25 protein-coding genes and 1 tRNA gene are annotated in these 22,487 nt (G+C 44.5%); 9 read left to right on the top strand and 17 right to left on the bottom strand.

From position 1 onward, the window contains the following. Window positions 1–24: 24 nt before the first annotated feature. The 8 genes from ACL934_RS19325 to ACL934_RS19290 all read left to right on the top strand — a co-directional run bounded on the left by ACL934_RS19325 (window position 25) and on the right by ACL934_RS19290 (window position 5,956). A complete protein-coding gene (locus tag ACL934_RS19325) occupies window positions 25–801 on the top strand; it encodes an MlaD family protein (protein ID WP_413612824.1) in 777 nt (258 codons plus the stop codon). Between the two features lie 22 nt (window positions 802–823). Then, entirely contained in the window at window positions 824–1,597 is a 774-nt protein-coding gene (locus tag ACL934_RS19320; RefSeq protein ID WP_374076326.1) for a hypothetical protein, read from the top strand. Window positions 1,598–2,199: 602 nt separating this feature from the next. Continuing rightward, window positions 2,200–2,937, top strand: a complete 738-nt coding sequence (locus ACL934_RS19315) for a hypothetical protein (protein WP_413612822.1) — start codon at window positions 2,200–2,202, stop codon at window positions 2,935–2,937. After that, a complete protein-coding gene (locus ACL934_RS19310; protein ID WP_374076323.1) occupies window positions 2,925–3,362 on the top strand; it encodes a hypothetical protein in 438 nt (145 codons plus the stop codon). Before ACL934_RS19315 ends, ACL934_RS19310 begins: the two co-directional genes overlap by 13 nt. Window positions 3,363–3,389: 27 nt before the next feature. Further along, complete coding sequence (locus tag ACL934_RS19305; RefSeq protein WP_374076322.1) at window positions 3,390–3,599, top strand: hypothetical protein; 210 nt, start codon at window positions 3,390–3,392, stop codon at window positions 3,597–3,599. A gap of 6 nt (window positions 3,600–3,605) precedes the next feature. Continuing rightward, the gene (locus ACL934_RS19300) at window positions 3,606–4,655 is read left to right on the top strand and encodes a PLP-dependent cysteine synthase family protein (RefSeq protein WP_374076321.1); all 1,050 of its coding nucleotides are present in this window, start codon (window positions 3,606–3,608) and stop codon (window positions 4,653–4,655) included. A 7-nt stretch (window positions 4,656–4,662) separates the two neighbouring features. Beyond that, entirely contained in the window at window positions 4,663–5,826 is a 1,164-nt protein-coding gene (locus tag ACL934_RS19295; RefSeq protein WP_374076319.1) for a cystathionine gamma-synthase, read from the top strand. Window positions 5,827–5,880: 54 nt separating this feature from the next. Further along, a tRNA-Phe gene (locus ACL934_RS19290) sits at window positions 5,881–5,956 on the top strand. A gap of 17 nt (window positions 5,957–5,973) precedes the next feature. On the opposite strand, the gene trhA is transcribed toward ACL934_RS19290, so the two are convergent. The 16 genes from trhA to rpsB all read right to left on the bottom strand — a co-directional run bounded on the left by trhA (window position 5,974) and on the right by rpsB (window position 18,647). Further along, a complete protein-coding gene (gene trhA / locus ACL934_RS19285; protein WP_374076317.1) occupies window positions 5,974–6,603 on the bottom strand; it encodes a PAQR family membrane homeostasis protein TrhA in 630 nt (209 codons plus the stop codon). A gap of 292 nt (window positions 6,604–6,895) precedes the next feature. Beyond that, entirely contained in the window at window positions 6,896–7,138 is a 243-nt protein-coding gene (locus ACL934_RS19280) for a hypothetical protein (RefSeq protein WP_413612820.1), read from the bottom strand. Continuing rightward, window positions 7,135–7,395 carry a hypothetical protein gene (locus ACL934_RS19275; protein WP_413612819.1) on the bottom strand — a complete coding sequence of 87 codons (261 nt, stop codon included), beginning with the start codon at window positions 7,393–7,395 and terminating at the stop codon, window positions 7,135–7,137. The genes ACL934_RS19280 and ACL934_RS19275 overlap by 4 nt, the downstream gene beginning before the upstream one ends. 118 nt (window positions 7,396–7,513) lie before the next feature. After that, complete coding sequence (locus ACL934_RS19270; RefSeq protein WP_374076313.1) at window positions 7,514–8,092, bottom strand: DNA-3-methyladenine glycosylase; 579 nt, start codon at window positions 8,090–8,092, stop codon at window positions 7,514–7,516. Beyond that, window positions 8,089–8,787 (bottom strand): peptidoglycan editing factor PgeF, encoded by a 699-nt coding sequence (gene pgeF, locus ACL934_RS19265; protein ID WP_413612818.1) that lies wholly within the window; start codon window positions 8,785–8,787, stop codon window positions 8,089–8,091. The genes ACL934_RS19270 and pgeF overlap by 4 nt, the downstream gene beginning before the upstream one ends. Next, window positions 8,784–9,797, bottom strand: a complete 1,014-nt coding sequence (locus ACL934_RS19260; RefSeq protein ID WP_413612817.1) for an RluA family pseudouridine synthase — start codon at window positions 9,795–9,797, stop codon at window positions 8,784–8,786. The genes pgeF and ACL934_RS19260 overlap by 4 nt, the downstream gene beginning before the upstream one ends. Continuing rightward, window positions 9,787–10,410, bottom strand: a complete 624-nt coding sequence (locus ACL934_RS19255) for a helix-turn-helix domain-containing protein (protein WP_374076307.1) — start codon at window positions 10,408–10,410, stop codon at window positions 9,787–9,789. The genes ACL934_RS19260 and ACL934_RS19255 overlap by 11 nt, the downstream gene beginning before the upstream one ends. A gap of 8 nt (window positions 10,411–10,418) precedes the next feature. Next, a complete protein-coding gene (locus tag ACL934_RS19250) occupies window positions 10,419–11,390 on the bottom strand; it encodes a P-loop NTPase (RefSeq protein ID WP_374076305.1) in 972 nt (323 codons plus the stop codon). A gap of 10 nt (window positions 11,391–11,400) precedes the next feature. Next, window positions 11,401–12,105, bottom strand: coding sequence for a tRNA (adenosine(37)-N6)-threonylcarbamoyltransferase complex dimerization subunit type 1 TsaB (gene tsaB / locus ACL934_RS19245; protein ID WP_413612816.1), 705 nt, complete (start codon window positions 12,103–12,105; stop codon window positions 11,401–11,403). Then, window positions 12,102–13,775 carry an RIP metalloprotease RseP gene (rseP, locus tag ACL934_RS19240; RefSeq protein WP_413612815.1) on the bottom strand — a complete coding sequence of 558 codons (1,674 nt, stop codon included), beginning with the start codon at window positions 13,773–13,775 and terminating at the stop codon, window positions 12,102–12,104. The genes tsaB and rseP overlap by 4 nt, the downstream gene beginning before the upstream one ends. A gap of 75 nt (window positions 13,776–13,850) precedes the next feature. After that, window positions 13,851–14,684 carry a phosphatidate cytidylyltransferase gene (locus tag ACL934_RS19235; RefSeq protein WP_413612814.1) on the bottom strand — a complete coding sequence of 278 codons (834 nt, stop codon included), beginning with the start codon at window positions 14,682–14,684 and terminating at the stop codon, window positions 13,851–13,853. Next, on the bottom strand, window positions 14,656–15,387 hold the full coding sequence (locus ACL934_RS19230; RefSeq protein WP_374080498.1) for an isoprenyl transferase: 732 nt from the start codon (window positions 15,385–15,387) through the stop codon (window positions 14,656–14,658). Before ACL934_RS19230 ends, ACL934_RS19235 begins: the two co-directional genes overlap by 29 nt. Before the next feature lie 11 nt (window positions 15,388–15,398). Further along, window positions 15,399–15,959: a ribosome recycling factor gene (gene frr, locus ACL934_RS19225; protein WP_374076297.1), complete on the bottom strand. Its 561-nt coding sequence runs from the start codon at window positions 15,957–15,959 to the stop codon at window positions 15,399–15,401. Between the two features lie 9 nt (window positions 15,960–15,968). After that, entirely contained in the window at window positions 15,969–16,682 is a 714-nt protein-coding gene (gene pyrH / locus ACL934_RS19220; RefSeq protein ID WP_374076295.1) for a UMP kinase, read from the bottom strand. Window position 16,683: 1 nt separating this feature from the next. Continuing rightward, the gene (gene tsf / locus ACL934_RS19215) at window positions 16,684–17,613 is read right to left on the bottom strand and encodes a translation elongation factor Ts (RefSeq protein WP_413612813.1); all 930 of its coding nucleotides are present in this window, start codon (window positions 17,611–17,613) and stop codon (window positions 16,684–16,686) included. A gap of 101 nt (window positions 17,614–17,714) precedes the next feature. Then, window positions 17,715–18,647, bottom strand: a complete 933-nt coding sequence (rpsB, locus tag ACL934_RS19210; protein ID WP_413612812.1) for a 30S ribosomal protein S2 — start codon at window positions 18,645–18,647, stop codon at window positions 17,715–17,717. Window positions 18,648–18,941: 294 nt separating this feature from the next. Here rpsB and ACL934_RS19205 point away from each other — a divergent pair, with 294 nt between their 5' ends. Next, the gene (locus ACL934_RS19205) at window positions 18,942–20,279 is read left to right on the top strand and encodes a sensor histidine kinase (protein WP_413612811.1); all 1,338 of its coding nucleotides are present in this window, start codon (window positions 18,942–18,944) and stop codon (window positions 20,277–20,279) included. On the opposite strand, the gene ACL934_RS19200 is transcribed toward ACL934_RS19205, so the two are convergent. After that, window positions 20,276–22,357, bottom strand: coding sequence for an MGDG synthase family glycosyltransferase (locus tag ACL934_RS19200; protein ID WP_413612810.1), 2,082 nt, complete (start codon window positions 22,355–22,357; stop codon window positions 20,276–20,278). The genes ACL934_RS19205 and ACL934_RS19200 overlap by 4 nt on opposite strands. Between the last annotated feature and the right edge of the window lie 130 nt (window positions 22,358–22,487).

Genomic DNA, 22,487 nt, shown 5'->3' with positions numbered 1-22,487 from the left:
CGCCGGAAGCAGATTGGGAGTTATATGAAAGTTGAAACCAAGGTGGGTTTGCTGGCTCTTGTTTCGGTGGCACTGATAGTGGTGTTCGCCTACTTCATGGGTTTCATTTCTCCGTTCTCAAGCGCAAAAGAACTTAATGTCATGTACAACTACGCCGGTGGAATCGAAGAAGGCTCACCCGTACGTGTGATGGGAATTAAAGTGGGCAAAGTAAAAGCGATCACTTTTGATCCCGCTTACAAAATGGCGAACGGCGAAGAAGTAAAACTTCGTTTGACGATCACGATTGATAAAAAAGCCTGGACCAGTGTCCGTAAAGATTCCAAATTCTTCATCAACCTAGCAGGTGTGATTGGGGAAAAGTTTCTGGAAATCTCTCCGGGAACTGCGGAAGCTTCCGAATTCTCTCCTGGAGACTATGTTCGCGGTGAAGACCCTCCAAGAATTGATCAATTGATCTCGCAAAGTTATGGGTTGGCAGGAAAAATCATCGATCTTGTCGAAAAAAACGAGGGATCTGTGACAAATATGATCCAACAATTGGATCGCTTGACCACGAACTTCAATAAAACGCTGGTTCTTTTAGATAAAACAACGAAGAATCGAGAAGTAGCTAGATTGCTTGATAATGCGGTCAAAATCAGCGATGACATGGCATATATGACGAACAACTTGAGATCTAAGAAAGCGGAAGAAACTTATGACCTCGTTCATAAGCTCCTTTTTAGATTGGAACCACTGGATGGTCCCGCACTTAAAAAGTTCTTCCAAGAAGAAGGCGTAAAAGCCCGCATTTTTTAGATCTCCGTAAAAGGGAGGTCCTATGTTTAAACTTTCAGTATGTTCTTTGGGAGCCGTTCTCTTCCTTAGCCTGACACAAGCTCAGGCTGCACCTTTGAACCTCGGTTCAGATCCCAACACGATCAAGACAAAATCCCGCTCTATCGAAGTGGAATACAGCCGCAGCATGCGCAATCAAAACCAAAACGTCGATCATGACGATCTTCCTCACCAAGGAGCTTTGGTGATTGAAGAAGGAAATGCTTCGGAAGTGCCGGACATTCGCTCGATCCCTGGCGCTAACAATACTTATTTTAGCGGAACAAACAGCTTCAGCTATCCATCCACGCTGAAAATGCGCGAAGACCGCAAAGTCGGCGCGGGGGTTTCGGTGGGTGGAACCTTGGGCCTCGCCGGATTCAGCATGGAACTTAATTTTGAAGATGCTGATGGAGTTGTTGCGGGATTTGGCACAGGACCTGGATACAATTCAGTTCAACTTGCTTGGAAGCATGCTTTTGACGGCGATTATTTGGCTCCTTACACAACGGTCGGCTACTCGCGCTGGTATAATTCACGCGGAAGAGGTGATGAACTTAGCAAATCCGATGTTCTAGACCGCGTTTTAACGACCAATGAGAAAAAAGAGGGGCGTTTTGGCACAGATTTTGTGAATGCGTCTCTTGGTTTGCAATACAACCAGCTTTCTGGCGACTTCGCAGGCATTTCTTTTTTTGGAGAATTGACGGCGATGTATGAAATTAAACGCGCGATGTTGTTGCCGAATGGGTCTGTTGGGGCGATTTACTACTTTTAAGGTTCTTCTTTAAACGGGGCTATCTGTACTCCGTTTTCGCATTTATCTTTCTTTTTACTCAAAGTTTATTGGCTCAAACGGCAGTTCTGGGAGAGTACTCCCAGAACTCTAAAGTAGCAAAAGACACCCAATACTTTCCAATCCTGAATTGCGTTGCAATTCAGGATTCAACCAACGAAGCAAAAGTTTTCGTGTGAAATTAGTAGAAACTTAGAGGCGGTTCAGCGAAGCGACGACCGACGTGAAATCCGCTTCTGGTGCGAGTCTCCGGACGATGCCGGAAATAAAAAAACCCCAGAGTTTCCTCTGGGGTTTTCATTTAGAACTAAACTAGTTCCGTAAGAATTACTTCTTAGAAGCTTTTTTAGTAGCTTTCTTTGTAGTTTTCTTAGCGGCTTTCTTAGTAGTTTTTTTAGCTGCTTTCTTAGTAGCTTTTTTTGCTGCTTTCTTTGCCATGTGCTCCTCCTAGGATGCAAACGTTGTTGTTGTTTCTTAACTTCAAAACTTTACTTACCTTAAGTCTTCACAATTCGACCAGCGCCGTCAACAAAAAATTTACCTTGCATATTTTTTGCGAGCATCAGTGTTCATGGAGGTGCCCTTTGCTTATCGTTTTTTCGATTTCGATGCTCGGACATGTGCTCGTTCACCGAATTCTTTTATCGCTGGCACGGAATTTTGCGTTCTCTCAACACTTGGTTCGATCTCTTTCGATTTCTAACCTTGTTTTGATCTGCTTTATCACCGTGATCAGCACCTCAGCCACCACTTGCTGGCTTTTCATCGGCATTCTTTTAATAACTTTAAAGTTTTTTCCAACTATTTTGCGCTTTTTCTTATTAAAAAGACTGCGAAGCGCGCTAATTCCACTTCTTGATTGTGTGATATTGGGGCTACAAACGGGAAAATCTTTCCGCCTTTCACTTCACACAGCGATCGAAAATCAAACGGGGTGGGTGCGACTTCAACTCATGGAACTCTTCGAATCTTTGTCGATGTCGGAAAATGTCATCGCCATGAAATCCGCTCTGCTCAAGGATTTCCAGCAGGAGATTTTAGAAATAGATCGTTCGCAAACTCGTTGTGTGGAACAAGTTCGAGCGTTGCGAAGAGAGTATAAGATGCAAGAAGATTTTCGACGTAGGTCTGGACAAGTCACTCAGCAAATAAAAATGCAGGCGATAATTGTCACCGTTCTTTATCTCGCGCTTTTATCTTTTGTAATTATGCAATTTGGATTCAAGGACCACCGATTTCTTATTTTGATGTCCTTCATAATCTTTTCGGCGGGTCTTGTGTGGATATTTTTAGCGGGTAGGAGGATGAAATGGAAGGTGTAGCACCACCACTAGAGCTTTTAATGTGCGTAAAACGCTCTATTGAAAAGGGTCAATCGGTCAAACAAGGTGTTCTTCAGTACCTTAAAAAGGGTGAAGGAGAATTTCCGAGCGTTGTTACTCGCTGGCTCGCGCTATTGCAGCAAGGGCAAGACACGCGAGAATGCATTTCTGCGCTTTCTTCGCTGCACCGGCGCACACTTTTACAGATTTTGGAGCGCGGACTTCGCGGCGAGTCCATCCACGGTGTTTTAATGCGATTAGAAGAAGAATTGGTGGAGGCTTGTCATGAGGAAATTACAAATAAAATAGCTCAGCTGCCATTCATAATGCTGATTCCGCTCCTCATCTTTCAGTTTCCCGCTTTTTTAATGCTCCTTTTTGGACCGCTCCTGCAAAATTTTTTTCACTCTTTCGGAGGGGGGTGATAGAGTGGCCGTGTTGGAGGATAAGCCATGGCACAGCTCGATAAAAAGAAAGCGACTCTTGCGAAATTGGTGGATGAGTTGATGAAAGATCAACCCAGCCGTCAACTCGTAAAGCAGCTCACTTCCGAACTTGGCATGGCCTATTCTGTGGACCCGATGACTCAAATGAATACGGTCTTGCAGTCCATGAACTCAGTTGTTCTTCCGTCCAACAGAAGAAAAGACTTAGAAAGATAGTAAATCATGTCACAGATCTATAATTCCATCTTGGATACTATCGGAAATACTCCGATGGTGGCCCTCCACAACGTCACAAAAGGCTCTAAGCACAAATTTTTCGCGAAGGTTGAGTACTTCAACCCAGGCGGCAGCATCAAAGACCGCGTGGCGGTAGCGATGATTGAAGAGGCCGAAAAAAGAGGCGATCTTAAACCCGGCGGTGTGATCGTTGAAGCCACTTCCGGCAATACGGGCGTGGGTTTGGCTCTGGCAGCCGCTGTTAAAGGTTACAAATGTATTTTCGTGATGCCAGAAAAAATGAGCGAAGAAAAGCGCGCTATCTTGCGTGCCTACGGTGCTCAAGTGGTTATTACGCCGATGGTAGAGCCTGAAGATCCAATGAGTCACTACTCTGTCTCAAAAAGAATCGCTGAAGAAACTCCGGGAGCGTTCTTGGTGAACCAATTCTTCAATCCTGATAACCCAACCCGTCATTATCAAACGACAGGTCCAGAAATTTGGAAACAAATGGATGGCAAGATCGACATGCTTGTTGGTGGTGCGGGAACAGGTGGAACTCTTTCAGGATGCGCGAAGTATCTTAAAGAGCACAATTCAAATGTAAAAGTGATCTGCGCGGACCCTATCGGAAGTATTCTTTATGATCTTTATTATCATAAAAAGATCGTGGACCCTCCTGGATCTTATAAAGTGGAAGGAATTGGGGAGGACATGCTTCCTGGAAACGTTCACTTGGATATTTATGATGGATTTATTCGCGTGAGCGATCCAGAAGCATTCGCGATGACTCGTCGTTTGGTGTCGGAAGAAGGTCTTTTGGTGGGCCCATCCAGTGCAACGGCTCTTGTCGGCGCGATCAAAGCTTCTGAAAAATTGGAAAAACCTTCGAACATCGTTGTGATTTTCCCTGACAGTGGCCGTCAATATTTGAGCAAAGCATTTAACGACACTTGGATGATCGAAAATGGCTTCCTCAAAGCAGAAGACACGAAAAACGCTTTCAACCGCGTGATTTCAGCAGCCGATGCATTAAAAAATCTTTCTAAAAAATAGGTGTGAGATGAAAAAAGTAACTGAGAACTTAGGTTTTTCAACACGTGCTATTCACGCAGGACAAGCTCCTGATCCATCAACAGGAGCCATCATGACTCCTGTGTATTTGACCTCGACTTATGTACAAGAATCTCCGGGTGTTCACAAAGGTTGGGAGTACACACGCACTCACAATCCCACTCGTCGCGCTTACGAAAATTGCTTAGCAAGCCTAGAGAGTGGTAAATACGGTTTCGCATTTGCTTCAGGTTGTGCGGCAACAACAACAGTGATGCACCTTCTTAAAGGTGGCGATCACGTTATTGCCATGGACGATATGTACGGCGGAACCTTCCGTCTGTTTGATAAGATTTTGAAACACGATGGAATGGAATTTTCATTCGTCGATCTAACGAAAGTAGAAAACTTCGAAAAAGCCGTAAAACCAAATACGAAGTTGGTGTGGCTTGAGACGCCGACGAATCCTACTTTGAAATTGGTGGATATCAAAAGAATCGCAGCAATTGCGAAGACAAAAGGAATTCTCGTCGCGGTTGATAACACGTTCATGAGTCCTTACTTCCAAAGACCTTTGGAATTGGGCGCGGATATCGTAGTTCACTCAGCTACGAAGTATATCGGCGGTCACAGTGACGTGGTTGGCGGTATTGCTGTGACATCTCGTGAAGACATCGCAGAAAGAATGGCGTTCTTGAGTAACGGTATTGGCGCGACTCAAAGCCCATTTGACTCATTCATGTGCTTAAGAAGTTTGAAAACTTTGCCTCTTCGTATGAAGGCCCACCAAGAAAACGCGATGGCGATTGCAAAATTCCTGGAGTCTCACCCGAAAGTTGAAAAAGTTATCTATCCGGGTCTTGAAAGCCACCCTCAGCATGCTTTGGCAAAAGAACAAATGCATGGTTTTGGCGGCATGATCACGTTCTACATCAAGGGCGGCCTGGATTCGGCTCGTAAGTTCTTGGAAAATGTGAATGTTTTTTCCTTGGCCGAGAGCTTGGGAGGGGTTGAAAGCTTGATCGAACACCCAGCAATTATGACGCATGCCTCCGTTCCGCCGGAGAATCGTAAGGCTTTGGGTATCGATGACTCTCTGATTCGCCTCTCAGTTGGGGTTGAAGACCTGAATGATCTACTGGCTGATTTAAAATCTGCCTTTGATAAAGCCTAATTGTTGACATCAAAGAGGCCAAAAGATACACATTTGGTCTCTTTGAATTCCAGTGGCTTGGTAGCTCAGTTGGTAGAGCAGAGGACTGAAAATCCTTGTGTCGGCGGTTCAATTCCGTCTCAAGCCACCATTTTTATTCCCAAAAAATTAAGTGAGATAAAGCAATACGCAAAGGTATTGGAAGGCCGTTCCGCCCATCACGCAGATATGCCACATACCGTGGCCGTGTTTGATTTTTTCATCATTAAAGAAAAAATAGACGCCGATCGCATAAGAAGTAAATCCTGCCATGATCATCGCAAATCCCAATGGAGGAACAGCGTCCATCAATTGTTTGAGTGCAGGTAAAACAGTGACACTCATCATTCCATAAAGAGCCAAAGACATGCTGCGATTTTTCGGAGCGACAACAAGCTCCCACAAAATACCGACAACCGCGAGAGTCCATACAACACCAAGAACGGCCCAGCCTGTTTTTCCACGCAATGCTAGAATTGCGTAAGGCGTGTAGTTGCCAGCGATCTTCAAATAAATTCCGATGTAATCAAGTTTGCGGAAGAAGTCTTTCTTTTCTCCGCTGGAACCGTGATAGAGCGTGGAAATGCAGTAAAGGCCCACGGTCGTCACCGCATAAATACCGAAAGAGAAAAGACGCCACGTATCTTGTTTGTAGGCGGCCAGATAAAGCAAAAGCACAGAACCAATAAGGGTGAGAAACGCTCCTAGAGCGTGAGAGAAGGTATTGAATCGTTCACCATATTGGACTTGGGGTATCATTCTTTAACGTGCCTCTTTCTAAAAAGAACGTTCCAGTTCTTCCCATTAATGTTATCACTGATAGAAGAAATTGCAGCTGATAAAATCTGACTGAGAGGTTCAAGACGAGATTTTTGCATTCGCAAAATCAAACGTTGGTCCTGAATTCACGTGCATGACTGAATTGCCGACTACCACATTTTATGTGAAGTCAAACGGCTCTCAGAGTGAACATTTGATGGCATGAACTATGATATGCCGATGGTGTATTCACTGGAAGAGTGCAATTTCAAATAGGAATAAGCCCGAGGACTTATTTTTTTGATCTGAGTTCTTGTTCTAATCGTTCGGCAATCCAAATCTTGAGAAGAGTTTGATATCCGACGTCTCCTTTTTGTTTCGCTACCTTTTTGAGCTTCGTGATCATTTCTTTTGGAAGACGAATGCTGGTGGAGACTCCAGAAATGATTCTCTTTTCGGGAACAACCTTTTCTGATTTTGAATCGTCCCATTCGCTGGGATCATATTTGTAGTTCTTTGACTTCACCTTTTTCATATATCCCATCCTGTTATAATTCGTGCTTTGCAGCTTCCTAAATCTTGAAAGATTATCCTCAGTGGCCTTCCAGCGTCCGTTCTGCCGTCAATACGATATCTCTTGGGTCCATGCTGTTTTTTATTAGGAGTGATGATGTAAGGATTGAAAAAGAGTTCTTCTGCTTCCCAGTGCTCTATGTTGTGTCGCCATAGATGCAAAATATTATCATCATCCCAATCAAAGAAATACCAACGTTTCCCTTGAAGACCTGACATAATTGTACCTCATTTGTAGCTACAAAGTAAAATAAGATAAAAATGCAGGTCCCGTTCCGGGATTAAAGGAAGCTATATTGGATTTCGCCGTTGGCGGTGGACTGATATCGGACAGATTTTATTTCTTGGAAATGAAAAGATTGTCTTTAAGGTAGAAGCGAAGAGGCCACTTGGCAGCTTCGCCGGCGTAATCGACGCCGATGCGTGGGCAAGCGACGATTTGTTTTGATGAAACTTTAAAATCGTCATCGCTTACAAAAATTTCTGAATTCTTTTTCCAAAGCTTGAGGCCGTCGTGATCCTTGGTGATCCCATAGTGCTTGCACAGTTTGCCAGGACCGTTGGTTTTTAGATCTTTTTTCTTCGGATTGTGATCGGCATCGAAAGGTTGGACCGCACGAATCAAAACAGCTTCAGGATGCTCTGTTGTGCGAGTCACAAAATTCAAACAGTGATACATTCCATAGATAAGATACACGTAAGAATGTCCGCCATCCAAATACATGGATTTGGTTCTTTGAGTTCTGCGATCTCCAAAGGTGTGACAAGCGGGATCTTCAACACCTAAGTAGGCTTCTACTTCCACGATGCGGGCTTTGTGTTCTTTTTTATCTGATTTGATATGCAGAACTTTTCCCAACAAGGATTTTGCGACAGAGGTTGTGTCTTCAAAATAAAAGTCTTGAGGCAGAATCATGACGTGCGGCAGATGAAGCTGATTTGTCTTCCGGCTTTTTCTTTATCGCGACGGTGAGAATGAAACTGGGGATCTGTCACAGTATCAATATGCAAACTAAAAAGATTGTCTAACTCAATACCTTCTTGTTGCAACTGTGTACGAACAACTTGGTTTAGGTCCACCAAAGCTTTGGAGGCAGAGACCGATTCCGCGTAAATGTTTCTTTCAGCGGGGCTCAACGGTCCCAGGCTTGAAAGAATTTGGTCGCGAACATCAATACCCACTTCAAAACTTTGCTTTTGAATATGCGGGCCGATGATGACGTTCAAACGATTTGCAACAGCGCCCTCGCTGACAAGTTTTTGAATCGTTTTCGGAACGATACGAGCAGCGACTCCGCGCCATCCTGCATGAACTCCTGCGATCAGACCCGTGTGATGGTCATAGAAAAACACAGGCACGCAATCGGCCGTGATCACACAAAGTGCCAAATTTTTTTCGCGAGTAAAATGAGCGTCGGCAATCACTTGATAGTCTTGTTCAGGATTTGTTGTTTCCACAACCGCGTCACAGTGAATTTGTTTTACGCGAACTAATTTATAATCAGGATAGGCTTGAGCCAACTGAGGAAGCTGCGCTTGAACCCCGCCCATAAAGACAGTGATATGCGGCGTGCGCATTTCATATCCAAATTGCGTTTGTTCTAAGTTCATTCCTGAAGTTCCCATTTGTTTAAGAGCAGGCGGACGTCTTCCGGCCACTCTTGCTTAAAGGACATTCTCTCTTGAGTGCGGGGATGAGTAAATGCCAATTCCGCTGCATGCAGCAGAAAGCGTGGTAAACTCCGAATATCTTCTTGAATGCTTCTGGCCTCGACATTTTTAATTTTCTTGTCGGCCCCATAAAGAGCATCACCCGCGATAGGAAGACCATTTTCCGAGAGATGCACACGAATTTGATGTGTACGGCCTGTTTCAAGTTTCAACTTAAGATAACTCAAACCACTTTTTCGATTGAGAACTTCATAGTGGGTGACAGCCCATTTACCAATTAAAGGTGGATCTTCTTGATCTTGCAAAGGACGTCGATCGTCTCCCAAAACAGAAGCGTAGCGTTTGCGATCCACAGGATGACGAGCCAGGAAACTTTTAAAAGTCCCCGACAAAGTTCGTGAGGTGCCGATGCAAACCGCATAATAAATCCGATGAGTACTGCGCTCTTTGAACTGCGCCGTAAGAGCTTCATGAGTTTTGTCGTTCTTTGCGACCACAATCACACCGCTGGTTTCTTTATCCAAACGGTGAACGATGCCGGGACGCTCTTCGCCAAACTTCATGGAAAGATCATCAGTGTGGGCGAGCAACGCATTTACCAAAGTATCGTGAGCATGTCCTGCTGCTGGATGCACAACAAGTCCTGCAGGCTTATTGATGACGATCAAATCATCATCTTCAAAAAGAACATCCAGCTTTAAATCATAAGGTTGAAGCTCGGTGGGTTCTGGCTCCGGCAAGGTGATTTCGATAAGATCATTTTCTTTCACAGCAACAGAAGCTTTTGCAGTTTTGCCGTTAAGAAGAACAGCCGAAGACTCTAACAAATGACTGGCACGTGAGCGAGTGCCGACCTCTGCGATCAAAGCCAACGCCTTATCAAGACGAAGCCCCTGCATATCCGCAGTCGCTGTCACGGTTATTGTTTGAGAAGATTTTTTATTTTCCAAGACCCTTGAAGTTCTTCATATAAGAGTCAGCGACTTTTTTGTCGTCAAGACCCAGGGCTTTTGCGATTTGCACAACGTAACCTCTTACGAAAACAACTGCAGGAAGATTGGCTGGATCCATATTTTCTATTGCAGTGACATAGTAAGAGTTGATTTTTGTGATTTCACTCAATCGTTGTGTCGTCAGTTGTTTGTATTCACGAACTTTCTTAAGGAAAGCGCCATCCCAGTTTTCTTGGGCCGCGATTTCTTTTTCAAAAGCTTCGTCTTTTTTATAAGACGCTGCAGGCTTTTCGGCTTTTGGTTCCGGAAAAACTTGTTTGCTAGCTTCTAAAATAGATTCGTAAGTCAGGTCGTTCAAAGAAGCACGACCGCTGAGCAAGCGTTGGTCGTAGATGTTTCTCAAAATTTTATTTCCAAGAACTTGGTAGGCTTCTTCGATGAGAACTAAAAGTTCACGGGCTTCTTGTTCAGAAAAAATCGTGTAGATCGCAGGATTTTCTCCAGAATAAGTAGAACGGGCACGCTCGTAAGCTGTCGTCACCTCATGTTGAGGCGCGTTCGCTGTGAGTTCCAGGATTTCATAATAGTTATAACGAGACGTAGCTTGCATCGTAGCTATTATACTACGGCGCGAAGCTCCTCTGGATCAATAAGTTGTTTGCAGGTTGCCAAAAATTGTCCTGCAAGCGGAGTGAATGGCTGAGCCACTAAGACATGCTCACGAGCACGAATTGACTGCCACACTGCATTGTCAAAATCGATGGCGCCGAGGTAATCAATACCTAAGTCGTAATATTTGTTACAAACACTCTTAATTGAATGACCTAAATCGCAGTTTGATTGGCTACGAGAAGAGTTCATAACTAAACGAACTGGAGTTGTAGAAAGCGCTTCGAAGAAATCATAGTGCAAACCTGTTTGATCTTTCAAATACGAGCGGAAAGAAAAAGGTTTTTGCAAAGTTCTTTGGCGGTGATTACGAAGAGTCGAAATCATATTGCCGTAAGCATCCGGAGTCGAATTTTCACGAAGAGAATGGCACATGTAAGCTTCGATAAAACGGTATGTCTTTTCGATGCTTGTTGGCTCCGGAGTTGTAACAAGAAATTTTTCATCAGCCGCTTTGAAAAGTTCCAAGTGAGCTTCCAAAGCACCCGCACCCAAATCAACGATCACATAGTCCGCGCGAAGTTTTTTAATCTCCGGCAAAAGAGTGTGAACTTGGGCATAAGAGAAATCCGTCGGAGTCCAAGAATCCCAAAATCCCTGAACGTAAGAAAGATGTGGAAACGGAGTCGGAATCACAAGCTCTTGAAGTGTTTTAACGCCTTCAAAGAAATGGCGAACGTTCATGTGTGAAGGCGGAAGACCCAACGCCGTGTGGATGTTCGCACCACTTAAATCTAAATCCACGATAACAACAGAGTGACCTAATTTAGAAAGAGTCATGCCGAGACTGGAAGAAACAAAAGTTTTTCCAACGCCACCTTTACCAGAGGCTACAACCCATAGTTTCGTGTCAGTGGTTTTTTCTGATTGGGATTTTCTTTCCAATGACTCAAGGTAAGCTTTTTGAAGATCTCTTTCCATGATGTATCCTCTATTTTAGCGGAGAGATTAAAATTCCTTTTTTTGTCTCTTCGGCTTCAGAGGCGCGAATATAAAGGGGAATAAATGATTTCCAGTCCAAAGTTTGTCCTTTTAAAGCGCGTTGTTCAGCCATAATGGCCAAAGTCGACGCTAGAGGATGATCTGGAAGGGCGGAATCACGAGAAAGTTTCTCAGAAAGTTCTGCAGGGAAATATTCGTGATAGGCGTCCCAGCCGTCGCCCACAACCACACAGTCTTGATGAATGTGATTTTTAAGTTCGCGAACCGGGATCGCATCTGGACCTTTGATGTAACGGGGTTCATCGCCAGTCATATCAAAAAGTCCGAGATAGACCATGTTCTTGTAAGCATTGATCATCGCGAGCACGGGCTTTTGAGAAGCGCGGGCTTGATAGGCCAAAAGCACCAAGGAATCAATGGTCACCATGGGCTTAGTAAAACTGTAAGCAAAAGTTTTTCCCGCATTAGCGGCAATGCGAATGCCGGTGAAACTGCCGGGACCCTGGCCCACGGCAAAGACATCAATATCTTCTAATTTAATTCCGGCTTTAAGAAGGCAGTGATCGACGAAGGGGCTGATATTTTCGCTATGGGATTTTTGTCGCAAAGAATTTTCCTCTGCGACAACTTTTCCATCAATAACCACAGCGACTCCCCCTACGAGAGTGCTGGTTTCCATAGCTAAGATTTTCATAGTCCTAATAAACGAGTGAAGTCATTAAAGAGGGCAAAGATCATCAAACTCATGAGGATCGCAAGGCCCACCTGTTGAGCGACTTCCATTTTTCTCATGCTGAGTGGAGCGCCCTTAACGATTTCAATGATGTAGAACACCAAGTGTCCACCGTCAAGCACTGGAACCGGCATCAAGTTCAAAATAAAAAGGTTCACAGAGATGATGGCCATCATTTGCAAGAACTGAGTCAAACCGATCTTGAATGTTTCGCTTGCAGCCTGACCAATAGAGATCACACCACCGATATTTTTCGGAGAAATCTTCGCCTGGAAAAGACGAACGAAACTCATCACGGTCATTACTGACACGTCCCAAGTTTTTTGCGTTCCACGAATCAAGGCATCACCGATATTTGTCGTGCGCAGAACCATCAATTCTGGAGCCGCGATATTGGCAATCGGCGAAATACCGATCGTATAACGTTTCTCTTCAGTTCCTGTTGGCAACATTTGTGTTGTCATCTTCGGAGTGATTTTCAAACTAACTGTTTCACCTTCGCGAAGAACCGAGATATCCACAGGGTTTTTGCCGTCGAAGGATTTGATGTTGCTGATAACATCGTCCCACTTTTGCAATTTCACGTTATTGATAGTCAAAAGACGGTCCATAGAACGAAGACCCGCCGCTTGCGCCGGAGAGTTTTCAATCACTTTGCTCAAATAAAGTTCAGAACTCTCAATGCCGAGGCTTTGCATCGTGAAAGACTTCATCGATTCAAGGGGAGCCAAAGTCACCGTGATTGGTTTTTCAGCTTTGTCACCTTCACGAACACCCAACACTTCCAGTGTCAGAGGTTCTTTTGCATTCATTTTCGCAAATGTCGGCTCAAGCTGTCTCCAGTAAGAAACCTTTTGGCCATTGATAGCTGTGATGGTGTCGCCAGTTTTCAAACCTAACGCCGCCAAAGGAGAGCCACCCAGAACGCCAATTGTTGTTCCCGCAGAATAAGGAGTCAGACCGTCAACGTTGGCCATGAACTCAAAGCTGCTAAGAACATTTGGATTCGGCTCAGCTTTCGCTGTTGTCGCGATCTTAGCTTCTTCGCCCGTGCCTTCGCGCTGAACGACAACGTCGATATGAAGATCGTGGCTTTCTTTAAGGCTTAAAGATTTTTGCAGGTCTTCCCAAGTCGTGATGGGCTTTTGATTTACAGAGATAATTTTATCGCCGGAACGGAAACCCGCCGCATAAGCAGGGGAGGACGCTGCGATATCACCAGTGACCGGAGTTTTTGCATCCTCACCGATCAAAGCGACAGCAAAGAAAATCACGATGGCGAAAAAGAAGTTCATCAACGGACCAGCAAGAACGACAGCAATTCTTTGCCATACGTTTTTGTGCGTGAAGGAATACTTTTTGTCTTCTTCAGAAATATGATCGCCCGGCTGTTCACCGAACATCTTCACGTAACCGCCAAGAGGGATCATTGAAAGCGCATAGACCGTGTCGCCTTTTTTGTATTTCAAAAGTTTTTTACCAAAACCCAAACTGAATACTTCGACACGAACGCCACACCAACGGGCGACAAGGAAGTGTCCAAGTTCGTGCACGAAAATCAAAATTCCGAGCAAGATTACAAATGGGATGATCGCAGATAGGCCAGATTGAAGATAAGAAAAAATATTCATTCCAATATTCTAAATGGCAGAGAGGAGCTGAGCCAGAAAATTAAAGCGATTCTGCTTTGGGGCTCGACTTTTCTCTTATGACGAAAGATGAGACAGAATCAAAATTCCCGTGAGAATAACAGGACTTGCGAATAGGACCCCATCAATACGATCCAATACACCGCCGTGACCCGGCATAATTTTCCCAGAATCTTTCACTTCAGCGACTCGTTTTAAGAGAGATTCGAAGAAATCTCCGAACTGTCCAACGAATCCTGCAAGAGCTGAAAGAATAAGGAAGATCACAAGAGGTTGTTCTGCAAACATAAAATGCCAACACACAATGCCGGCGAGAAGCGAACCAATGATACCGCCGATGGAACCTTGCCATGTTTTCTTCGGAGAAACCGAGGGCATGACTTTGTGTTTGCCAATAAGCACACCAAAAACATAGGCCATGGTGTCGCCCGCAAAAACGGCTGCCAACAAAAACACAAACCAAGAAATTCCGTAAGCTTGATCTAAAATGCGATATGCAAAAGACGGAAGAAGTCCTATATAGAAAAGTCCCAAAGCAGCTCGGGCATGAACGCCTGCCATGTAATTCAGATCACCCTTTTTGTGTGAAGACAAAAGTACGATGGTGACCATAGCAATCAAAGCTAAACAATAGACTAAAGATCCTGCACTCAACGAAGCTGCGGAAGCTGCAAAGACGACAAGAGATAGAACAAAGAAAGCGGATTTAATAAGGACCGAGTTTTCACGCTGAAAAAGAATTCCCAAGAGCTCCCAGGCACCAACAACAACGGCGAATCCCACAGTGATTTTTAATCCGTCGACAGCCCAGCCGACATAAAGACCAATGATAATTGCGAGAGCCACTAGAGCAGAGACAGCTCTAGTTAGAAAACTTTTCCATGTTGTCATTCGATGAGACCTTGCCGAATCGGCGTTGTCTCATGGAGAAAGCCGTGAGGGCTTCATCAAGATGAGACTCGGTGAAATTAGGCCACAATACATCCGTGAAATAAAACTCAGAGTAAGCGGCTTGCCACAAAAGAAAATTCGAAAGTCTTTGTTCACCGCTCGTGCGGATGATCAAATCAGGATCTGGAGTTGGATAAGTGCTCAAAGTTGAATTGATAAGCGACTCATCCACTTCTTCAGCAGAAAGTTCACCGGCTTCCACGCGACGAGCGATCTCGCGCACGGTATTGGTGATCTCCTGACGAGAGCCATAGCTCAAAGCAAAGACCAGGTGAAGGCCTGTGCACTGAGCTGTAGCTTCGATGGAATTTTCAATGGCCTTAGCGACATCTTTCGGGATGCGGGTGACGTCACCAATCACAGAGAAACGAATGTTTTCTTTAATAAGGTTTTCAGTTTCGCGCTTTAGATAGCGACGCAAGATTTGCATCAAAAGACTGACTTCGGCTTCAGGGCGAAACCAGTTTTCTGTACTGAAAGCATAAAGAGTGAGATTTTTGATCCCACGTCGCGAACATGCCGTGATGATTTTCTTCGCGACGCGAGTTCCTTTGATATGCCCAAACGTGCGCGGGCGACGTTTGAGCTGAGCCCAACGACCGTTACCATCCATAATGATTGCAATATGCTTAGGTAAAGTCATCGTTTGCAAAATTAGATCGTCAAAATCGATTTTTCTTTTTCATCAGCGACTTGGTCGACTTTTTTGATGAAATCGTCAGTTACTTTTTGAATATCAGCTTCTGCTTTTTTACCTTCGTCTTCGCTGACAGCTTTATCTTTTTGAAGTTTTTTGACTTCGTCATTGGCATCACGACGAGCCATGCGCACAGCAACACGCGCTTCTTCAGCGATTTTCTTTACTTGTTTCGCAAGGTCTTTACGACGTTCTTCTGTCAAATCAGGAACTTTCAAACGGATCACTTTACCGTCGTTCATCGGAGCCATGCCCAATTCAGACTTGATGATCGCTTGTTCGATTTCTTTAAGGATTGAAACTTCCCAAGGGGCGATCAAGAAAGATTTCGCATCTGGAGTAGAGATAGAAGCCACTTGAGAAAGAGGAGATGGAGTTCCGTAGTAATTTACGCGGATATTGTCCAACATAGAAACTTGTGCGCGACCTGTGCGGATCTTTTTAAGCTCTTCACCAAGAGCCGCCAAAGTTTTTTCCATTTTTGATTGAGCATTCTTTTTTACATCAGCAATAGCCATAGTTGTCTCCTAATGTACGAGTGTACCGATGGTCTCACCCTGAACAGCTTTCAAAATATTGCCAGCTTGAGTGAGGTCAAAAGTGATAATTGGAAGTTTGTTATCCATACACATGCTGATCGCTGTCGAGTCCATCACTTGCAAACCGCGATTGAGGACGTCGATATAGCTGATTCTATCGAATTTTTTTGCATCTGTATGTTTCGCAGGATCTTTATCGTAAATACCGTCTACTTTCGTCGCCTTCATGATCACTTGGGCGTTGATTTCCATAGCGCGAAGGGAAGCCGCAGTATCTGTTGTGAAAAATGGATTTCCAGTTCCTGCACCGAAAATCACGATACGGCCTTTTTCTAAATGACGGATAGCTCTGCGACGGATGTAGGGTTCCGCGATCTCAGCCATTTCGATAGCTGTTTGAACGCGAGTTGGAACACCTTCTTTTTCTAGAGCATCTTGAAGAGCCAGAGCATTGATACAAGTCGCAAGCATACCCATGTAGTCGGCACTTGCGCGATCCATGCCTTCAGCAGAAGCGGCAACACCACGATAGATGTTACCGCCGCCGATCACGATACCCATTTGAACGCCTGCATTGAAAGCTTCTGCTACGTCTTGCGCGATTTGTTTAATCGTCGCTGTATTGATACCAGTCCCTTGCTTTCCAGCAAGAGCTTCACCACTTAACTTTAGCAAAATTCTTTTATATACAGGCTCTTTCAAACTAGTGTCCTTTCATCTGAGCAGCAACTTCAGCTGCAAAGTCGTTGGATTTCTTCTCGATACCAGCGCCCAATTCAAAACGTACGAAACGCTTGATTGTAACGTCAGCACCAACAGCTTTACCAACAGTTTTCGCCAAATCAGACACTTTCATGTCTGGGTTTTTAACGAAAGCTTGGTCAAGAAGGCAGTTTTCAGCCAAGAACTTGCGGATTTGACCGTCAACGATCTTTTCGATCATTTCTGGTTTTTTACCTGACTCAATATTTTTAGCAGTCAAAATTTCTTTTTCTTTAGCAACAACTTCAGCAGGGATTTGATCAGAAGAGATTGCCATTGGGTTCATCGCAGCAATGTGAAGAGCAACGTCTTGAGCGAAAGTTTTCAACTCAGGATTGCTTACAGCTTCTGGTTTAGAAGCAGCAACTTCGATCATCACGCCGATTTTACCTTCACCGTGGATGTAAGTGTGAACCAATGTGTTTGCAGAAGCATTGTACTTTTCGAAACGACGAATAACGATGTTTTCACCGATAGTCGCGATCGCTTCTTTAAGCATGTCGCCCACTTTTTTAGTTGGGTTTTTGTGGAAAGCTTGTTCCAAGATATCGCCCACTGCATTTACAGCGTTCAATACGTGGTGAGCAACGTCACCAACAAGAGCTTTGAAGCCATCGTTACGAGCAACGAAGTCAGTTTCAGAGTTGATCTCAAGGATCACACCTGTGTTACCAACAACTTGAGCAAAAACAGTACCTTCAGCCGCGATACGGTCAGCTTTTTTTGCTGCCGCGCCAAGGCCTTTTACGCGCAACCATTCAACAGCTGCATTGAAATCGCCAGAAGTCGCCTCAAGCGCCTTTTTGCAATCCATCATACCTGCGTTTGTTTTTTCTCTGAGTTCTTTTACAAGAGTAGCGGAAATAGACATTAGGAAGTCTCCTTCAATAATATAGATAATTATAAAAGATCAAAAGGGCAGACAAAGCGAAGGGTGGCTAGGCCACCCTTGCTACTTCATTCGGCTGAAAACTATTCAGCTGAATCGTCTTCTTTGTTCTCAAGCTCAGCTTGGATCTCAACTTCTTCTGCTGTACCAGCAGCAACAAGTTTGCGAGATTTAGTGGCTTTAACAACCGCTGGGCCAGCACCTTTTTTAGGAGCTTCTTTCGCGCCAGCTTTAGGAGCGCCACGACGTTTTGGAGCTTCTTCTTTACCTTCAGCTTTAGCTTCTTTAGCAACGTCAGATTGTTTGTCTGTCATTGTGCGAAGTTTACCTTCCCACAATTTCGCGCCTTCAAGATAAGCTTCAGCAACTAGGTTTGCGAACAATTTGATAGAACGGATCGCATCGTCGTTTCCTGGGATTGCGTATTCAACAGACTCTGGATCAGAGTTTGTATCAGCGATAGCAACAACAGGGATGCCCAAGCGTTTTGCTTCAGCAACGGCGATGTGTTCTTTAGGAAGATCTACTACGAACATCGCAGAAGGCATTTCCTTCATGTCACGGATACCAGATAAGAAATCAGTCAAACGAAGGTATTCTTTTTCAAGCTTCGCGCGCTCTTTCTTAGTAAGGTAGTTGAATTCGCCTTTTTCTTTCATTGTGTCGATACGACGAAGACGATCAATAGATGATTTGATCGTTTCGAAGTTCGTCATCATTCCACCCAACCAACGCTTAGTTACGAAGTACTGACCGCATTTCGCAGCAGCTTCTTGAACTGGTTCGATAGCTTGCTTTTTAGTACCAACGAAGATCAAACGACCACCGTTAGCAGCAACTTCTTTTACGAACTCAGCCGCTTTGTTTGCGCGTACAACAGTCTTTTGAAGGTCAATGATATGAATGCCTCCGCGAGCTGTGTAAACATAAGGTTTCATTTTTGGGTTCCAACGCTGAGTTTGATGTCCGAAGTGGACGCCAGCGTCTAACATTTCTTTCATGGTCACTTGTGCCATGGCAGTACTTCCTTTCTGGTTATTCGTCCTCGTTAGCAGAGCCAGCTTTCTTTTTTTCGCCGGAAGACCCTCTTTTTCAGTACTTGAGGGACCAGTTAATACTTACGAGTGCTTTATTGTTGGATTTTGGGGATATCACAGTGGGCCATGCAGGGCAAGTAGTCTTTGGACCAAAGTCCTTATCTGAGACGACTGTATTACATTTAGCCGTCTTCATTAAAGTTTGTTTAGAAACGGCGAGTCACGGCCGATACGTACGAGGAGTCCCACTAAAGAACGTAAGTGAGTATGGGAATGAAACACCAAGAAATCGGCCGAAATCATCCGGAAGTCGAAAAGATCTTCCAACAACAGGCGCACGAGATCAGCGTAAAGGTTGACCGGGCATTTGCGTTTCTCATGTTAATTCAATGGGTTACATGCATTCTTTTGGGCGCAACCCTGACGCCCGTCACGTGGATTGGGCAGTTCAGTGGGTCTTTGGAAAATGGTTTGGTGGGCCTGGTGTTTGGCGGCCTCTTCGCTCTTCCTCCTATATATTGTGCGTGGGTTTTGCCGGGGCAGAAAATCACCCGCTATATTATTGCCGTCGCCCAGATGTGTTTTTCCATCCTCCTTATTTATTTAACGGGCGGACGGATTGAAACCCATTTTCACGTCTTTGTTTCTTTGGCGGCGTTGGCTTTTTATAAAGATATTTCTGTTCTCTGGATCGCCTCCTTTATCGTGGTCGTTGATCATGCGGTCCGCGGATTCCTACTTCCGATGTCCGTGTATGGAGAAAGTGCCGGTGTAGAGTGGCGCTGGCTCGAACACGCGGCGTGGGTGGTTTTTGAAGACGTGGTTCTGGCTTTAGGAGTTCAAAAAATCCGCGATGAACATAGGGAAATGGCCTATTCCAAATATCAATTGATGCAAGCGCGTGAAGAAGCTCTTCGCCTTTCTTCTCTGAAGTCAAACTTCCTAAGTAACATGAGTCATGAAATTCGCACGCCACTAAATAGTATTCTCGGTTTTTCAGATATTCTGCGTGATACAAAGTTGGATGACGAACAAGTAGAGTATGTTGGTACAATTCATCGCTGTTCGGATACGCTTCTTCATCTTATCAACGACATTCTGGATATTTCAAAAATTGAAAATGGACTTTTGCAAATTGACCGACATCGTTTTGATCTCAAAGAACTCCACCAAGATATCCACAAGATGTTCTCGGTAAAATGTATAGAAAAAGGTTTGGAGTTAGAGCTTGAAATGGATGAGGGGATTCCGACTCACGCATTGGGGGACTCGCATCGTTTGCGCCAGGTACTTATGAATCTTGTCAGCAATGCCGTTAAATTCACGGATCGTGGCAAAATTCGCATCGAAATCAAAAAAGATCCCGGAGCCCGTACTTATTATTGGTACGTGCGCGACACCGGGAAGGGCATTCACTACGACAACATCAAAAAACTGTTCCGAAGTTTTTATCAGGAAGACCCGTCGATCTCCCGCAAATATGGCGGCTCAGGTTTGGGCTTGATGATCTCAAAAAATTTGGTGGAGCTGATGGGTGGTCAGATTTCGGTGGACAGTAAACTAGGAGAAGGAACAACATTTTCCTTCTCCTTGCCACTTGAAGAGGCTTAGCGGAAGATTCCTTCGCAGCGTAGGACCGTCAAGGACTTCGTTTCTTGAGAAGTTCTTTTCACTGGAGTTTTCTCGTAAGTTAACTCCGCAGAGTCTTTTGAAACTGTGAGGCGCGCATCAATGCGTGTTTCCATTTTATCACGCCCTTTTTTAAACAAGTTCGTAATCGCACGTTTGATTTGATACAAACTTAGAGGGAAGCCCGCAGTTTTGTATTCGTTCTGAGAACTCTTCACGTAACCATAGTGAATGAGAGAACTTTGCAAGTCAGGTCTGTTTTCAGCTGCTTTCACAGTTGCATCGAAGACATCAAGAGGCATCTTAATTGCGCGCTTAAAGACTTTCCCGTCAACAACCACACCACCAGCTTTCAAAATTCTTAAAGTGACATCAGCACAGTTGCAAGATTTTGCAACATAGTTAATGCGCCCTTCAATCCATTCGCGATCGACAGCGGCAAGCTCCGCCAACATTTTTTTAATGTTGGATTCAGCAATACTGTCAATGCGAACTGCGAGAGTGTCTTTGGCATAGGCTTGGCCTTGCATGCCGGTGAACTCTTCGTTTTGATAGTATGTTTTTGTTGAATACAAGTATTCTGCCAGCGTTGATTTGTGAATAAGATGCGGCTCACTTCCACGTTCTGCCATGTGATTGATTGTATAAACGTTTTCACCGACACGAATCGCGATGTGACCGAAAGGATTGCTTTCTTTTCCGTCTCCGAAATATGTTCCTGTTTTTGATTTTGGATAACTCAGTAGGACTTCCACGTCACCAGGGAAATCTTTTGCAAGTTTCGTGAGAGCCGCTGTTTTACCGTAAACCATCGAGCCCTCTTTAAGTCCGAGGTCAATGCGCACGCTCTCTTGTGCTTTTGCTTCAGCGGTCCAATTCGCGATGTAATCCAGATTGATAGAGTTGCGGTATTCGCGTTGATGCTCCATCATTTGCTGCATCAATTCAGGGTTTGCCAAAACAGAAACTGTTTTCGCGCCCAACTCCGCAGATGAATTTACGATCTCTGCCATTTTTGTTTTCTTAAAGAAGTCGGCGTTTTCCGCCTCGTGACCGCCGTACTCGTTAATAAGAACAAGAGGTCTCATCAACAAAGCGCCTTCCGTTGGTGAAAGACCGCCGGATTTAGTGATATACAAATCAGCAACAGAAACAAGGTCAATAAGCTGTTTGTTTGGAATGAAACCAAGAGGCTTCAATTCTACGTTTGCAGGCAAAGTCGCTGCGAGTTTTTCCAACTCCGCTTTAGCCTTTTCATTCTTTCCACAAATCGCAATGATTTGAATCGGATCTTTGTATTGCTGGGCTAAAGACTTCACGGCTGTTGGATAGTCTTTCAAACCTTCAGATCCACCAGACATCACAAATGTGATGGGCTCTGCTTTAAGGTTCACGGCTTCAAGAACGGCTTTTCTTTGCACTTCTCCTGGCTCTGGAAGGTTGCGCACAGGAATGCCGGTAACTTCTACTTTTTCTGCTTTAACGCCGAATTCTTTCCAAGCATTTGCCAGATCATTGTGGCCGAGGAATGTTTTATCTAAGCGTTGAGAGATGCGCGGGAAATAGTGTTCAATATAATCTGTATGAACCCAAGCTGTTTTGATACCCGGCAATTGGCCTGAAGTTTTTAAGTTTCCAAGATTGATAGCAGATCCATAGTGAGTTGCGATGACAGTGGAAGCTCCGGATTTACGGATATATTCTAAGAGTTGGGCTTCATTGTAGCCCGTCTTAATATCGGAAAGATCGCGCACTTGCATGCCGTTTTCCATCGATTTTAAGTAAGCGTTGCTGAACGTCTTTGGCATGTGTTTGAAAACGAACCAATATAACTTTTCGTCAATTTTCTTGCTCGTAGAAGGCATAAAGTCGCGAATATTCTTAAGTTCGACTTCCGCATTAGGATTCTGTGCTTTGATTTTTTCTTCAATGGCGCGAGAAGCACTCAGGTGGCCCATTCCAATAGATGAATAGAGGATTAACGTCTTTTGCGCAAAGGCTGTAGAGACGCTGAGTAGGAATGTGACGATCCAAGCAGAGAGTTTTAAAAAGAACTTCATAAAGTCCTCCTACCACCCCTTAATACAATTCTTGGGCCGTAGTCCCCAAAGCGAACAGATTTTCGCGGAACACAGGATTCTCAGAATGATTCACGAAATACAATGGAATGCTGACCAATTCTTTTCGAAG

Source organism: Bdellovibrio sp. HCB-110 (assembly GCF_047323225.1).
Lineage (GTDB): Bacteria > Bdellovibrionota > Bdellovibrionia > Bdellovibrionales > Bdellovibrionaceae > Bdellovibrio.
This window is presented reverse-complemented; position numbering and strand designations above follow the sequence as displayed.